Genomic DNA, 16541 nt, shown 5'->3' with positions numbered 1-16541 from the left:
AAAGTACACAAAGAAAGCAGCGTAAATTTCAAGCCTCCGTGCTTAATGTGTAAACCCAGGTGCGGCTTGTGGGAAAAATAAAACCAAATACAATGAGCTTAAAAACAGTATTCGAGAATCCCAGGTTAACCCTCGCACAAATCATTAATATGAGCGTAGGTTTTTTTGGAATTCAATTCGGTTGGGATTTACAACGTGCCAACATGGGGCGTATTTATGAAAACCTCGGTGCCAATCCTGATCAGGTTCCATTACTGTTTTTGGCTGCTCCGCTAACAGGGTTGCTGGTACAGCCGGTTATCGGTTACCTGAGCGACAGGACATGGCATCCGAAGTGGGGCAGGAGGAGACCTTATTTTTTGCTTGGGGCCATTGTAAGCAGTATTGCTTTAATTTTTATGCCACACAGCAGTGTTTTGTGGATGGCAGCAGGACTGCTCTGGATTCTGGACGTATTCGGAAACATAGCGATGGAGCCTTTCCGTGCATTTGTTACCGATAAGTTACCAGATAGCCAGGTTAACCGGGGTTTCATTATGCAAAGTATGATGATCGGTTTGGGTGGAAGTGTGGCTTCTGCATTACCCTGGTTAATGAACAATTTGTTTCATTTGCAGAATACCGCTGAACAGGGTAACATTCCTGAAAATGTGAAATTCTCTTTTTACATAGGAGCATTCTTCTTCCTGGCAGCTGTGCTTTGGACAGTTTTTACTACGAAAGAATATCCCCCGCAGGATCTGGAAATACAACGAAAAGAAGATAACAATAAGGGGTTTGCCGGCGGTGTTTCAGAAATTTTTGGTGCTTTGAGGAACATGCCTAAGCGAATGCAGATTGTTTCGCTTGTTCAGTTTTTTACCTGGCCCGGGCTATTTTTAATGTGGTTTTATTATACCACCGCAGTTGCGGTAAATGTGTTCGGCGGCAAAGATGCTGCCGACCCTGTTTATGCACATGGTGCGGATTTTGGTAGTTTAACTTTAGCCTATTACAGTGTGATCACTTTCCTTTTTGCTTTGGTTTTACCAAAGATTGCAGATGCTCTCGGGCGGAAAACAACGCATGCTTTATGTTTGGTTTGTGGTGCCATTGGTCTAATCAGTGTAGCCTGGATACATGATAAGAATATGTTGTATTTGTGTATGACCGGCGTGGGTATTGCCTGGGCAAGTATTTTATCAATGCCTTATGCTATGCTAAGCGGCTCACTGCCAAAAGATAAAATAGGCATTTACATGGGGATATTCAATTTTTTCATTGTATTGCCTGAAATAATTGCCTCCCTGGGTTTTGGCTGGTTAATGCGTAACGTGCTTAACAATGACCGGCTTTTAGCTGTTCAGCTTGGTGGCGGATTGATGATTCTGGCGGCTGTTATCTGTTATTTATTTATCAGAGAGCCTAAGAAAACAGACGAAAAGCTGGCTACAGAGATCGCGATCGAAGAAAACAAATCAGTTTAAATAAATCGTCATTGCGAGGTACGAAGCAATCTGATTAGAAAGATAGCTTGTCCCGAAATATGGGACAAGCTATGCCTAGCACTGACGAAATCTTATAATATTCTAACCAAATGAAAAAACTATTTTACCTGTTATTGCTGGTGACCGCATTTAACACGGCCTGTAAAAAATCATCAACTGATGCCGGAGCAGAAGTGCCTGTAAGTAATGTGGCGGATTTACCTGCGGGTGCCAAAGATGGAGTTGCATTTATCAATAACGGTACTTCGGCAATCATTACGCTATACGCCCCGGGAAAAAAGTCTGTATCATTGATTGGTGATTTCAATAACTGGTCGGCCACAGCTTCTGTGATGAAGAATACCCCTGATGGAAATACCTGGTGGGTACAAGTTGACAACCTCAACCCGGCTACCGAGTATGCTTATCAGTTTTACGTAGATGGTACGCTGAAAGTTGCCGATCCATATTGCGAGAAGGTTCTCGATCCGGATAATGATCAGTACATCTTTTCAACTGTATATCCTGGTTTGAAAGCCTACCCGACCGGTAAAACGACTGGTATCGTGAGTGTAATGCAGGCCAATCAAGCTGTTTATACCTGGAAGTACAGTAGCTTCAGTCGCCCCGAAAAGAATAATCTGGTTATTTATGAATTATTGATTCGTGATTTTACTACTGAACATACCTATGCCTCGACCCTGGCAAAGCTTGATTATTTGATTGGTTTGGGGATTAATGCAATAGAATTAATGCCTGTTAATGAGTTCGAAGGAAATTCAAGCTGGGGCTATAATCCATCGTTTTATTTTGCTCCTGATAAGTATTATGGAACAAAAATAGCTTTGCAGAATTTTATTGATGAATGTCACGGTAGGGGAATTGCAGTGATCATGGATATGGTGTTGAATCATTCATTTGGTCAGTCGCCTATGGTTCAACTGTATTTTGATGGGACGAAACCGACTTCAAGCAGTCCGTGGTTTAATGTAGATGCGAAACATCCTTTTAATGTTGGCTATGATTTTAATCATGAAAGTTTAGCGACTAAAAAGTTTTCGAAGGATGTAATGAAGTTCTGGATACAGCAGTATAAAATTGATGGTTTCAGGTTCGATCTGTCGAAAGGTTTTACCCAGAAATCGTCTGTTGATGACGCGCAATTTCGTTTGTATGATTCAGGACGCATTGCAACGTGGAAAGATTATAATGCGTATATCAAATCTATCGCCCCTAATTTCTATGTGATATTAGAGCATTTCGCAGAAGAATCTGAAGAGAAAGTTCTGGCAGGTGATGGCATGATGCTTTGGAACAATATGAATTATAATATGAATGAGGCAACGATGGGGTGGTTGGATAATTCTAACTTTCAATGGGGATTTTATGCGAATCATGGTTTTGTAAAATCAGAAAATCTGGTTGGTTATGGCGAGAGCCATGATGAGGAACGTCTGAATTATAAGAACATCACCTATGGCAATGCATCAGGAAGTTACGTGATTAAAGGAAACCTCGCTACTTCTTTAAAGAGAGAGGCACTGGCTGCTGCATTTTTATTTGCGATTCCCGGGCCGAAAATGGTTTGGCAGTTTGGTGAGCTTGGTTACGATATCAATATTGATTACAACGGCAGGACAGGTGAAAAGCCCGTTAAATGGGATTATTACAGTGATCCAAACCGTAAAGCCTTATACGATGCATATGCAAAATTTATCCGCTTGAAAAAGAATAATCCGATATTTAATTCTACCAGTTCAACTTATAATCTGGCTGGGGGTATTAAATATATCAAACTGGTTGAGGGTACAAATACCGTGGTGGTAGTAGGTAATTTTGATGTGGTGAGTCAACAGGCAAACATCGACTTTGGCACCTCAGGAACATGGGCTGATGCTGTCGGGAATGGTATCACAATGGGCAGTACTTTTTACACGGCGACACTAGCACCTGGCGAGTATCACGTATTCAGCAAAACAGCTTTAAAGTAATTATTGCCTTGCCATGTTAGCGGGGCGTTTGTTTTTGGTTGTAAATGCGTAACATTTGTAATGTGATTTTTGAATAACGCCCCTTTAGTTTGATCTTTATGATCCAAACTAAACTTTATGAAATTTAAAATATTACTTACGATTATGTTGATTTACAGCTGTGCGGTTCATGCGCAGCAGTCAGGCAGGAAAAATGTTTCGAAAGAAATAGCCGCAACTCTGCCCGTAACGGTAAAGGATGAAACCAAACCTGCCGTTAATGAGCGCACAATAAAGGTGGAAAGCACCGTAGTTACTAATCATTCGGTCAATATTGATGGGAAATCTGTTCCGTACAAGGCTACAACCGGGACCTTACCGGTTTGGGATGAAGAAGGTAAAGCCATAGCGGGATTATTTTACACCTATTATGAGCGTAGTGATGTATCGAACTGGGATCAACGTCCATTGGTTATTTCTTTTAACGGTGGTCCGGGATCTGCCTCGGTATGGATGCACATTGCTTACACTGGTCCGGTTGTATTGAAAATTGACGACGAGGGATACCCTGTTCAGCCTTATGGTTATAAGGAAAATCCCTATTCGATTTTAGACGTCGCCGATATTGTGTATATCGATCCGGTAAATACCGGTTATTCGCGTGCCGTAAATAAGGATATTCCGAAAGATAAATTTTTTGGTGTGCGTGCAGATATCAAATATCTTGCTGAGTGGATCAATACATTTGTAACGAGGAATAACCGTTGGGCTTCGCCAAAATTTTTAATTGGTGAAAGCTATGGTACAACACGCGTGTCAGGTTTGGCGCTTGAACTGCAAAACAGCCAGTGGATGTATTTGAATGGGGTTGTGCTGGTATCTCCAACTGAGCTTGGTATAGAGCGGGGAGGGCCCGTAGAGGCTGCTTTGAGATTACCTTATTTTGCCGCGACCGCATGGTACCATAAAGCACTGCCTCAGGATTTACAGTCCAAAGATCTGACCGCTATGCTCCCTGAAGTGGAAACCTTCACCATAAATGAATTGATTCCTGCTATTTCGCAGGGCGGGATGTTGAGTACTGACAAGAAGAAACTGATTGCCTCCAAAATGGCCCGTTATTCAGGATTATCAGAGAATGTGATACTGGATTACAACCTGAATGTTCCAACAGATTTTTTCTGGAAGGAACTGATGAGAGATAAGGGTTTTACTATAGGTCGTTTGGATTCGAGGTATCGCGGGATAGATAAAATGAGTGCAGGCGAAGGACCCGACTACAACGCGGAACTAACCTCCTGGCTACATTCTTTTACCCCTGCTATTAATATGTACATTCGCAATGAGCTGAATTATAAAACTGATTTGAAATACAACATGTTCGGCTCCGTTTACCCCTGGGATAACTCTGGTAACAATACCGGAGACAATTTGCGTCAGGCAATGGCCCAGAATCCATACCTGCATTTGCTGGTTCAATCGGGCTATTATGATGGTGCCTGTGATTATTTCAATGCGAAATACAGCATGTGGCAACTCGATGCTGCGGGGAAACTGCAGGATCGGATGAGCTGGGAAGGTTATCGGAGCGGGCACATGATGTATTTAAGGAAAGACGACCTGAAAACTGCAAATGCCCATATCCGGGATTTTATAAAAAAAGCTTTACCAAAGGCTGATGAAGCGGCAAAGTTTTAATAGTAAAGACAGGGGTAATATGGCGTGCGATGCAAGTGAGCGTTGGAGTAAATGTATCCAATATACTAAATCTGTGTAATCGTATTGATTAATTACCTATTTTTGTGGTTCAATTATGCAACAGATAAAAACATCATTCGATTTTGAGAAACCTATTGCCGATTTAGTTCAGCAGATAGAAAAGGTTAAACAAGTTGCCGAGAAAACTAAAGTAGACATGTCTGCTACGTTGGACGAGCTTGATGGTAAATTAGAAGAAACCACCAACAACTTATATAAGAACTTAACCGGCTGGAACAAGGTTCAGATGAGTCGTCATCCGGATCGCCCGCAAACCCTTGATTACATCAATATGATTTGTGATGATTTCATTGAGTTGCATGGCGACAGAACGGTGAAAGATGACAAAGCTATTATTGGTGGATTTGCAACTATTAACGGTCAAACTGTTATGGTTATCGGGCATCAGAAGGGTAAAAACACTAAAGAGCGCCAGTACCGTAATTTTGGAATGGCTAACCCTGAGGGTTACCGTAAAGCTTTGCGTTTGATGCGTCTGGCGGAGAAATTTAATAAGCCAGTAGTTTCTTTCATTGATACGATGGGTGCTTATCCGGGTTTGGAAGCTGAAGAGCGCGGACAAGGTGAGGCGATTGCCAGAAACTTATTAGAGATGTCGGTACTTCGTGTGCCTATTATTTGTATTGTTGTTGGAGAGGGTGCTTCAGGTGGAGCATTGGGCATTGGAATTGGTGATAAGGTTTATATGCTGGAGCATACCTGGTACTCTGTAATTTCTCCTGAATCTTGTTCTTCTATTCTATGGAGAAGCTGGGATTTTAAGGAGAAAGCTGCTGAATGCTTAAAACTAACCTCTGATGATATGTTTGGCAACAAATTGATTGACGGCATTATCCCTGAACCTCTTGGCGGCGCACATCAGGACCCGGAATTAATGGGTAAAACTCTAAAGGAGTATATCTTAAATGATTTAGCTGCATTAGGTAAGTTAAAAACCGATAAAATGATTGAACAACGCATTGAAAAGTTCTGTGAAATGGGCGTGGTTAACGAATAATCAATTATCAACCATATAAGATTTAACCCTGTCTGGCATTGGCCTGACAGGGTTTTTTGTTTTAATAAAAATCCTTGTTAATACTTTCCAATTTAGATAAGGTTTTATCCATCTTTATTTATCGCAGCCTCATATCATCCTGACCATTTTATTACCTTTTGTTAACCCTTTACTAACCCTTTGACTGAAGCAAAAGTTCAGGCCAGGCTAATGGCGGGCTGAGCCAGGGTTATTGCGCTGGTTACTAAACCTAAGGGAGATGTTAAGCGGTAGTAAAGAAAGTGTACAGTAGTATAAAGCCATGGGTGGATAAAAGGTGGCGAAAAGGTGGGTAGAATGTGGGTTGGAGGTGTGGTGGGCTGAAAAATTATTTTGGAATTTTAATCTGATTGATTAAATTTAGTGATCATCCCTTTTGACTATGCTAATATAAAAAAATTATGGCTATACAAAATGGAGTGATCAAAATTAAAGGGAAGCTGGGCGATCTTGTCGCTTACGAGCGCAATGGCAAGTATGTAATGAGGCAGAATGTCTCAGACAAAAAGCAGTCGGAAAACAGTAAAAAAAGCAGCCGGGATTTTGGTTCGGCCAGTAAGACTGCTGCACAGCTTCGTAAAGCATTTGCACCATTAGTTGAGTTTTATGGAAACGATGGCCTGGTGAATCGGCTTAATAAACAGTTGGTCGCGATTTTTAACACCATCCCTCCTGAACATACAGGCAAAAAGAGAGTTGCTGATGGCAATATTGCCTTGCTTAAAGGATTTGAATTCAATAAATCAAGGCCCTTCGATGAAGTATTCCGATCTCTTCCGACGCTTCAGATTGAACCGGATGGTTTGGTTAAACTTATTATACCAAAGAAAAAGACCCGTGAGCTGATAAAGCCACATCCCAAAGCAGTCAGAGCCTGTTTGCAGGTACGTGGCTTTCATTTCGATCTAGGCGAAAGTGAAGAATATGAAATTATTAAGATTAAAGATCTGATCATTCACTTAGATCAGGAACAGTTTCCGAAAACTGTATTGCCTATCAAACTGGATCACGACGGCGATAAGGCGTTAGTTATCGTTATGGGGATTCGTTTTAATATTGGGGGATCGGGATATTCGGGCGACAAAAAATATTTCGTATGTAAGATTACCCATGCGCTGCATTTAAAGGATGGAATCGTCATAGATTTTGTTGCCCAACCAGGCAAAAAAGCTGTAATAGCAGAGGAAGAGGAGAGCCTGAGCTGGGTTGTTGAGGATTGATGTTTAATAAGAGAAAGTTGACTCTAAATTTCAAAAAAAAAGCAGCTGTAATCAATTACAGCTGCTTTAATATATTATTTGTAGTTCCTATTGAGGAGATTGCTGCGGAAAGAACATCGATAAACGGCTTTCTAAACCGGTGAATATCTTTTGCAGGTTATTGCTTACCTTTTCCTGGCCAGCAGCTTTACTTGTTCTGATCATTCGATCCAGATAATATAGCCCGGTTTGAATGTTTTGCGAACCTGTTAAGCCCTTGGTTTGCGAGACGTCTGCCAAATGGCTAAGTTCTTTATTAATATAATCGCCAGACTGTGTTACAATCTCATTCGCTCTGGCCGTTTCTCCTAATTTATATAAGTTTTCAGCCATGTAGAATTTCACCACCACTGTACGGATACCAAAGAATTTCTGCGGCATTACCTCATAGTATTTATCTACCACCTTTTTAGCTTCACCTAGTTTACCTTCTTTGATTAAGCTTCCTGTCAGGTTACTGAAAATGTTTGTGAAAATAAAGGTATCATCAGACGATTGCGGGTCGAGATAGGTTGCTGTTTTCATGTTCCCCCATTTAAACTTCGTCATCACGTTATTATACAAGGCAGGTGTGTTTAATTGTTCTGCTTTATCTTCCGTTGTTGCTGTATCAGGTTTTAACGGCAATAAGCGTAATGCAAGTCCTTCGCTATACAGGTATTTGTCTAAACCGATATACTGCTCTGAAGGAACCGTTGAAGCGAAATAAATCGGACGTTTCCAGTTATTGTGTGCGAGGATATCAAACATGGCTAAAGTTCCCTTTGTCACATAACCTTTGTTGAAAGTCCAGTCCATTTCAGGAACAATTTTAGCAGCATCAGCTGCCGGCACTGTTCCTGTACTCACTACTTCCTGAGGGTTAATGGTAATTTTAAGATTTTTGGTTGGCAGGAAGTTTGATTTTGTTCCATCCTGCATGGCTACTTTATCATCATCATTTGGAGATAATAATAAATCAACTATATTTTTAAGTTCAATTGCACCTGCGATTTTATAATCGTCATATGGCATTACATCACGTTCACCCTGGACATATTGTTCTGGTTTCATGGTGATTGGCAATGGTGCAGACTCATTTTGTTTTTGCCTTAAGCCATTGATGTACCAATCGGTATCGAATAAGCTTAAATTTACGATGCGTACATCCGGGCGAACGTTTTCAACTTCCTGAATATACCAAAGCGGGTAAGTATCGTTGTCGCCATAAGTAAATAAGATAGCATTTGGTGCGCAGGATTGCAGGTAATCCAAAGCGATATCATGTGGCACCAGTTTTGTTGAACGGTCGTGGTCATCCCAACCTTGCTCGGCCATAATCACCGGAGCGGCTAATAAGCCTAAAACAGTTGCACCTATGGCGCCGGTTGTAGGAGTTAATTTTTTGAAAAGCCAGTCAGAAATTGCAAGAACGCCTAAACCAATCCAGATGGCAAAGGCATAAAATGATCCTACATAAGCATAATCCCGCTCGCGTGGTTCCAATGGCTTTTGGTTGAGGTACAATACAATGGCTATACCCGTAAAGAAGAATAATAAGGCAACCACGCCAGCATCTTTCTGGTTGCGTTTGAAGTGCCAAACGGCACCTAGCAAGCCGATAATCAATGGTAAGAAAAAGAAACGATTGTAAGCATTATTGTCTACAGTAGAGGGCGGCAGATTTGCCTGAGATCCCTGGCGAAGTGCATCGATTGGCTTAATACCGCTGATCCATTCGCCTTCATAGCCACTTCCCTGACCCTGTTCATCATTCTGTCGTCCTGCGAAATTCCACATGAAATAACGCATATACATATAGCCGATCTGATAGCTGAATAAGAATCCAACATTATCAACCAGATTTGGATTTTTAGCATCATCTAAGTGCATCCATTCTTTGTAGAAGCCTGCATGGCGGGCATCATCACTGTACATACGAGGTAATAATGTGTTATTGTTATACTCGTAATCTGTTTTTTTGCCTGCGACTTCGTATTTGTCTTTGCCTTTCCTCCAGATGGTTTTACCGTCATCAGTAACCCCTACACGTTCAGAGTTATAGTTTGGACCGAACAGCAAAGGCCTGTCGCCATATTGCTCACGGTTCAGGTAGCTTAAGAATGAAAAAGCATCTTTGGGTGCGCTGTTGTTAAGATTTGGATCTGCTTTAGCCCTGATGATAATCATGGAAAAAGAAGCATATCCGAAAATGATTAAAACGGTAGAAATTAAACCTAAGTTTAATAATTTCTTTTGATGTTTTATCGAGTATCGAATACCGAATACCAAAGCGCTGATAAGCAGAATAGCGAAGAATAATACCCCTGTTCCGAAGCCCATTCCCAGTGTATTTACGAAGAACAGATCAAAGTATGCCCCAAATGAAACCAGATATTGAATGATACCATACTGGATAACTGCCAGGATTAGTATCCCTACGATCAGGGTTTTAATTACACCTGTAGCAGTTGCTTTTTCAGTTCTTTTGAAGTAATAAACAAAGGCCAAAGCCGGAATAGTCAATAAGTTCAACAAGTGGATCCCAATTGATAGTCCCATAATGTATGCGATGAACAACAACCAACGATCGGCTCTTGGTTCATCCGCATGTGCTTCCCATTTTAATATTGCCCAAAATACAATTGCAGTAAATAAAGATGATTGAGCGTAAACCTCAGATTCTACAGCAGAAAACCAGAAACTATCAGAATAGGTATAAGCTAGGGCACCTACAGCTCCGGCACCCATAATGCTGATTAATTTAGCTGTTGTAAGCTCTTCTCCAACCTTCAGAATGGTTTTTTTCGCTAACGCAGTGATTGTCCAAAATAGAAATAAAATAGTTGCTCCGCTTGAAACGGCAGAACCTACGTTCATCCAATAGGCTATTTTCGTTAAGTCGCCTGCTGCAAAAACAGAGAAGAAGCGTTGAAGCATCAAAAACAGGGGTGCTCCAGGCTGGTGTACAACCTGCATTCTGAATGCTGAGGCAATAAATTCACCACAATCCCAAAAACTAGCAGATGGCTCTAAAGTTAAAACGTAAGTTATTGTTGCAATTAAAAAGCAGATCCAGCCTACTATATTATTGACTTTTGAATAATTCATTGGTTTGTATAATGACATTAAAAAATAAAGTTCACATAAAAATGCTGCCGAAATTAACTATTCTAGTCGATAAAACAGGTAATTTTTTAGATTGATTTAACAAAACTTAACTGCAATTAGCGGTTGATATAAAAGATTTAAGGCGATTTAAATTTGAGCAAACAGCTGAAACCCACAGGTGGAGTTTAAAAACATACCTATGGGCTGAAGTTAAAATGTTTAAGGCACTATTATCCGGCAAAAGGCGTGAGGCGAGTGATGAATCCGTTGTACTGTTTTTCGAGTTTTTTACTCATTTCATTCTGCTTAAATGCTTCGGTTAGTTTTACCATTTGACCAAGGTAGGCCAGGTAAAAGCGAATATTCTGTTCAGATACGAGGCGTTTGTCGGTTTCTGAGGATTCGGTTAGGTAATTTAGTTCTTTGTTGATGTGTTCCGCCGATTTATTAATCAAGGCATTTGCGCTGTTAAGGTCATTCATCCGATACAGATTTTCTGTGAAATAGTAAGTGCTCATAACCTGGCGCATGGTGTAAAATTTATCCGGAATGACTTCAAAGTATCTACGGGCTACTTTTTTACTTTCCGACAGCTTTCCTTCATTAATTAAACTCGTTAATAAACTGTTAAACATAGTTGAGATGTAGTTTACATCGTCGGCCGATTGCCTGTCTAAATGGTTGGCATGTTTGATATTGCCATAGCCATATACCTGCATTAGGTTCTTGTATAGTGGTTTTGCATTTACCCGGTCAAAATCTTCGGTGACATCGGGGTTGGGTTTTAAAGGCAGTAATCTTTTATTGAGTCCTTCAGTATACAGGTATTTTGTTAGTCCGATATACTGGGCATCAGGCATGGCACCTGTAAAATAAATTGGCCGTTTCCAGTCGTTGTGGGTCAGGATATCAAACAGGGCCAGTGTACCTTTCGTTACGTAATCGCTATCGTATATCCACTGAATGCTATCTGCAATTTTACCTGCATCTTCTTTAGGTACGGTACCGGTATCGAGCACTTGTTTTGGATTTACGGTTATTTTCAATTTTTTGGTTGGCAACACATTATATTTTGAGCCATCGTTCATCACTACCTTATCTTCATCATTTTCTGATAATAAAATATCCAGAATTTCTTTGAGTTCTATATGCTGGCTAATTTTATAGTCCTGGTAATACATGATATCCCTGGTTCCTTCCACATATTGTTCCGGTTTCATAGAAATGGGCAGCGGGGCAGACTCATTTTGTTTCTTTTTCATTCCGTCGATATACCAGTCGGCTGTAAAAAGACTCAGGTTGACCACGCGTACATCCGGACGAATGTTTTCGACTTCCTGCGCGTACCAAACAGGATAGGTATCGTTGTCGCCATAAGTGAAGAGAATAGCGTTCGGTGCGCAGGATTTCAGATAATTTACAGACATGTCGTGAGCGAGGTGACTATCAGAACGGTTGTGGTCATCCCATCCCTGGCTAGCCATGATGACTGGCGCAGCACATAAGGCGATGCTGGCGGCAACAAGACTTGCGCTCATCGGGTTAAGTTTTCGGGATGCCAATTCTTTCAAGCTTAAAACGCCCAGTCCGATCCATATGGCGAAGGCGTAAAAAGAACCAACATAGGCATAATCTCTTTCGCGGGGTTCGACGGGAACAGAATTCAGGTACACCACAATGGCTACCCCTGTAAATACAAAGAGTAAGCCAATTACGCCGGCGTCTTTCTTGTTACGTTTAAAATGCCAGAGTGCACCAATAACTCCCATGATGAGGGGTAGAAAAAAGAATCTGTTATAGGCTTTATTTTCGGTGATTGAAGGGGGGAGGTTATTTTGATTTCCCAAGCGTAAGGCATCAAGGGGCTTAATACCACTTAACCATTCTCCATCACGGCCACCGCGTTGTCCGTCTTCATTGTCTTGTCTGCCGGCGAAATTCCACATGAAATAGCGCATGTACATTTGTCCTGTTTGAAAGGAGAACATATATTTCAGGTTGTCTAAAAGGGTTGGTTTATGTTCATCACTGAAGCCCATGTAGTTTTTATAAAAGCTGATGTGTTCAGGTTTATCGCTATACATTCTAGGCGCGAGGGTTATGTCGGCATATACATACTCTGATTTTGTTCCCGCTGATTCATATCTGTTTTTTCCTTTACGGAGAATTTGTCCGGTGGTTTGGATATCAGTTTTTGGTGAGTTATAGTTTTGGCCGTAAAGTAAGGGGCGGTCGCCGTACTGGTCGCGGCCTACATACCTTAAGAATGAGTAGACATTATCTACGTTGTAATTGTTAAGGTTAGGCTTTGCCTGAGCTCTGATGATCAGTAATGCAAAAGAGCTGTAACCAAAAATGATAAGAGAAACGGAGAGGAGTACTAGGTTTAGTGTACGTTTGTTTTTAATGATGGAGTATCTGATGGCATAAAATAGCCCGCCTACTACTAACAGGGAATAAAATAGTATTCCCGTGCCGAAGCCGAAGTTCATTGAATTCACAAAGAAGTAGTCGAAGCTGGCGGCCAGCGAAATCAGGAATTGTATTACTCCGAACTGAACGAATGCAAGTGCGGCGATTGATGAAAAAAAAGTTTTTAAAATACTTTGCCAGGTTACTGAGGCTGATTTTTTAAAATAGTAAATAAAAATGATGGCTGGAATGACCAAGAGGTTGAGTAAATGTACGCCAATGGATAAGCCGGTTAAATAGGCTACGAAAAGCAGCCACCGATCTGCCCGCGGATCGTTTGCCTGTGATTCCCATTTCAAAATCGCCCAGAAAGTGACGGCTGTAAATAACGAGGATATGGCGTACACCTCAGCCTCGACAGCGGAGAACCAGAAGCTATCTGAAAAAGCATAGGCCAGGGCGCCTACTAATCCTGAAGCAATGACGCCAGTTATTTGGGAGTTATTTAGTTCTTTGTTTGGTTTAATTATTGTTTTTTTTGCCAGTGCGGTAATTGTCCAGAATAAGAATAATATTGTAGCGGCACTTGCTAATGCTGAGGAGAGATTGATAAAATAAGCGACCAGGTTTTTGTCTCCGAATGCAAGGGTAGCGAAAATTCGCTGGATCATGGAGACGATCGGCGCTCCGGGCTGGTGTACCACCTGTAATCGAAAGGCAGAGGCGATAAATTCACCGCAATCCCAAAAACTGACAGATTGATCCATTGTGAGGATATAAGCGGTTGCAGCGATGAAGAAACAAATCCATCCGGCGAGGGTGTTGGTTTTTGAATAAGTCATGGTTTCAGTTAATCAGTTATAGGTTATTGTTAATAGTCGGATTTTGAAATGCAGCGTTGCATGGAAGAAAAAAAATTTTTTGATCTTCAATTAGTTAGCAATAAATTTTAATTTTTTTTAAATACACTCTTGCATAATTAAAATATGCTGCCTACATTTGCATTCGCTTTTGAGGAGGTAATCTCAAAAGAAAATTTGAAAGTTTGTCCGATAGTATAAGGGTAGTACAACGGTTTTTGGTACCGTTTGTCTTGGTTCGAATCCAGGTCGGACAACTAAATTTTAGTTCGGATCGTATCTTAACAGATATGATCCGATTTTTTTTAACCGTAAACTACACGGATCATGCCATTGCAGTTTAACCCGGTAAAATTATTCTCCGGAACAGGTTCAAGAGGACTATCACTTAAAATTGCCGAGCAATACGGTAAACCACTTGGTGATGTAACCATTCACAAATTCAGTGATGGCGAATTCCAACCTTCTTTTGATGAATCTATACGTGGCTGTGATGTTTTTCTTATTCAGTCTACTTATCAGCCAAGTGATAATTTAATGGAGCTTTTGTTGATGGTTGATGCAGCTAAACGCGCCTCGGCACATTACATTACTGCAGTTGTTCCTTACTATGGTTTAGCCCGTCAGGACAGAAAGGATAAACCGCGTGTGGCCATTGGTGCTAAGTTAGTTGCTAATTTATTGAAGTCTGCTGGTATTCACCGCATCATGACAATGGATTTGCACGCTGCGCAGATTCAGGGATTTTTTGATATTCCGGTAGATCACCTGGATGGATCGGTGATATTTGTTCCTTATATCAAGAGTTTGGGGTTAAAAAATTTAACTATTGCATCTCCGGATATGGGAGGTTCGTACAGGGCCCGCACTTTTGCAAAGTTTTTCAATGCTGAGGTGATTATTTGTGATAAACGCCGTAAGCGTGCTAATGAAATTGAGTCGATGTCGATCATTGGTGATGTGACAGGGCAGGATGTGGTTTTAATTGACGATATTTGCGACACTGCCGGCACACTATCGAAAGCGGCTGCTTTGATTATGGAAAACGGCGCTGCAAGTGTTAGAGCTGTTTGTACACATGCTGTATTATCGGGTAAAGCTATCGAAACTGTAGAAAATTCGGTTTTAACTGAGCTGATTGTTACGGATACGATACCTTTGAAAAGGGAGAGTGGAAAGATCAGAGTTTTGAGTACAGCCAGTTTATTTGCAAGGGCAATTGCCAATGTGAATGAGCATGGTTCGATCAGTGACCTGTTTAGAGTTTAAAATTTAGGTGGCACATTGAGGTTTAAAGGCTTAGGTCTGATGCCCGCAACGCAATACTTATTACTAATAAATAAATAAAAATAAAATGAAAACAATCGCTATTAGCGGTTCTCCAAGAGAGAACGTAGGGAAACGCGATGCCAAGGAACTTCGTTACGAAGGTAAGGTTCCAGCGGTATTGTATGGTGGAACAGAGCAAAAACACTTATCTGTGGTTATTGCTGATTTAAGAGATGTTATTTACACTCCAGAAGTGAACTTTGTTGAAATTGATGTTAACGGTGCTAAAACTAAAGCTATCGTAAAAGACACTCAATATCACCCATTAACTGATGTATTATTACACATCGATTTTCTTCAGTTATTTGACGACAAAGAGATCATCATGGAAATTCCAGTTAAATTAACAGGAACTTCTCCAGGTGTTAAAATGGGGGGTAAATTAATCCAGAAGTTACGTAAGCTTCGTGTTAAAGCATTACCTTCAAACATGCCACAAAATGTTGAAGTGAGCTTAGAAAAGTTAGAAGTTGGGAATTTATTCCGTGTTCGTGACCTTAAAGTTGAAGGTTACACGATCACTAATACTCCTGAAGATACTATCGTTTCAGTTGCAATGTCAAGAGCATTAAAACAAGCAGAAACTGAAGCTGCTAAAGGAAAGAAATAGTTAGCTTTTTAAGTATTCCTGTTTACAGGTTTAAACGGTGCAAAATTCATTTTGCACCGTTTTTTTTTACCTTTGCGGCATGAAGTATCTTATAGTTGGCTTAGGTAATATTGGGCCTGATTATGCACATACCCGACACAATATTGGTTTCGATATTGCGGATGAGTTGGTTAAAGGTTTAAATGGAAGCTTTGATAATCTTCGTTTGGCTTATTATTCGGAAGTGGGTTATAAAGGTAAAAAGCTACATGTGATTAAGCCGACTACATTTATGAATTTGAGTGGGAAGGCTGTGAATTACTGGATGAAGGAGCTTAAGATTGCGCCAGAGCATGTTTTGGTTATTGTTGATGATCTGGCATTGCCACTGGGAAAGCTTCGTTTAAAACTGCAGGGGTCGAGTGCAGGCCATAACGGGCTTAAGAGTATTGAAGAAGTTTGCGGGGGACAAAATTATGCACGTTTGCGTTTCGGTATTGGTAACGACTATCCTAAAGGCAGGCAGATAGATTTTGTATTAGGCCTGTTTGACAAAAATGAACAACCGGAACTTCCTGCATTAATAGATAAGAGTGTTGATCTGATTAAAAGCTTTGTTACTGTGGGACCGGCGCATACGATGACTGCTTTCAATAAGTAAGTCAGACAGTGCTTAGCCAGGCTTTTCGGAAAGGGGGACTGGCGATAAGCGGAGTTAGTAAACAAAAAAAGACCATCTTCCGATGGTCTT

Annotated in this window: 10 protein-coding genes; 8 read left to right on the top strand and 2 right to left on the bottom strand. The window is 40.8% G+C overall.

Features of this window, described 5'->3' with window-relative positions; genetic code table 11:
• Positions 1-92: 92 nt before the first annotated feature.
• The 5 genes from AC570I_RS11870 to AC570I_RS11850 all read left to right on the top strand — a co-directional run bounded on the left by AC570I_RS11870 (position 93) and on the right by AC570I_RS11850 (position 7471).
• A complete protein-coding gene (locus AC570I_RS11870; protein ID WP_497405593.1) occupies positions 93-1466 on the top strand; it encodes an MFS transporter in 1374 nt (457 codons plus the stop codon).
• A 110-nt stretch (positions 1467-1576) separates the two neighbouring features.
• Positions 1577-3457 (top strand): alpha-amylase family glycosyl hydrolase, encoded by a 1881-nt coding sequence (locus AC570I_RS11865; RefSeq protein ID WP_497405592.1) that lies wholly within the window; start codon positions 1577-1579, stop codon positions 3455-3457.
• A gap of 117 nt (positions 3458-3574) precedes the next feature.
• Positions 3575-5134: a S10 family peptidase gene (locus AC570I_RS11860; RefSeq protein WP_497405591.1), complete on the top strand. Its 1560-nt coding sequence runs from the start codon at positions 3575-3577 to the stop codon at positions 5132-5134.
• 115 nt (positions 5135-5249) lie between these two features.
• A complete protein-coding gene (locus tag AC570I_RS11855; RefSeq protein ID WP_082120625.1) occupies positions 5250-6212 on the top strand; it encodes an acetyl-CoA carboxylase carboxyltransferase subunit alpha in 963 nt (320 codons plus the stop codon).
• 440 nt (positions 6213-6652) lie between these two features.
• Positions 6653-7471, top strand: coding sequence for a hypothetical protein (locus AC570I_RS11850; protein WP_497405590.1), 819 nt, complete (start codon positions 6653-6655; stop codon positions 7469-7471).
• An 87-nt stretch (positions 7472-7558) separates the two neighbouring features.
• Here AC570I_RS11850 and AC570I_RS11845 read toward each other — a convergent pair whose 3' ends face one another.
• Complete coding sequence (locus AC570I_RS11845) at positions 7559-10600, bottom strand: DUF2723 domain-containing protein (RefSeq protein ID WP_047799088.1); 3042 nt, start codon at positions 10598-10600, stop codon at positions 7559-7561.
• A gap of 230 nt (positions 10601-10830) precedes the next feature.
• Positions 10831-13854 (bottom strand): glycosyltransferase family 117 protein, encoded by a 3024-nt coding sequence (locus tag AC570I_RS11840; RefSeq protein WP_497405589.1) that lies wholly within the window; start codon positions 13852-13854, stop codon positions 10831-10833.
• Positions 13855-14199: 345 nt separating this feature from the next.
• Between AC570I_RS11840 and AC570I_RS11835 the strand changes: the two genes are divergently transcribed.
• The 3 genes from AC570I_RS11835 (at position 14200) to pth (ending at position 16451) form a co-directional block, all read left to right on the top strand.
• On the top strand, positions 14200-15141 hold the full coding sequence (locus AC570I_RS11835) for a ribose-phosphate pyrophosphokinase (protein ID WP_047798898.1): 942 nt from the start codon (positions 14200-14202) through the stop codon (positions 15139-15141).
• A gap of 85 nt (positions 15142-15226) precedes the next feature.
• The gene (locus AC570I_RS11830) at positions 15227-15811 is read left to right on the top strand and encodes a 50S ribosomal protein L25/general stress protein Ctc (protein WP_497405588.1); all 585 of its coding nucleotides are present in this window, start codon (positions 15227-15229) and stop codon (positions 15809-15811) included.
• Between the two features lie 79 nt (positions 15812-15890).
• The gene (gene pth / locus AC570I_RS11825) at positions 15891-16451 is read left to right on the top strand and encodes an aminoacyl-tRNA hydrolase (RefSeq protein WP_497405587.1); all 561 of its coding nucleotides are present in this window, start codon (positions 15891-15893) and stop codon (positions 16449-16451) included.
• The last annotated feature ends 90 nt before the right edge of the window (positions 16452-16541 follow it).

This window comes from Pedobacter sp. A2324, from assembly GCF_059693705.1.
The sequence above is the reverse complement of the archived record's forward strand: the minus strand, read 5'-3'. Positions and strand labels throughout refer to the sequence as shown.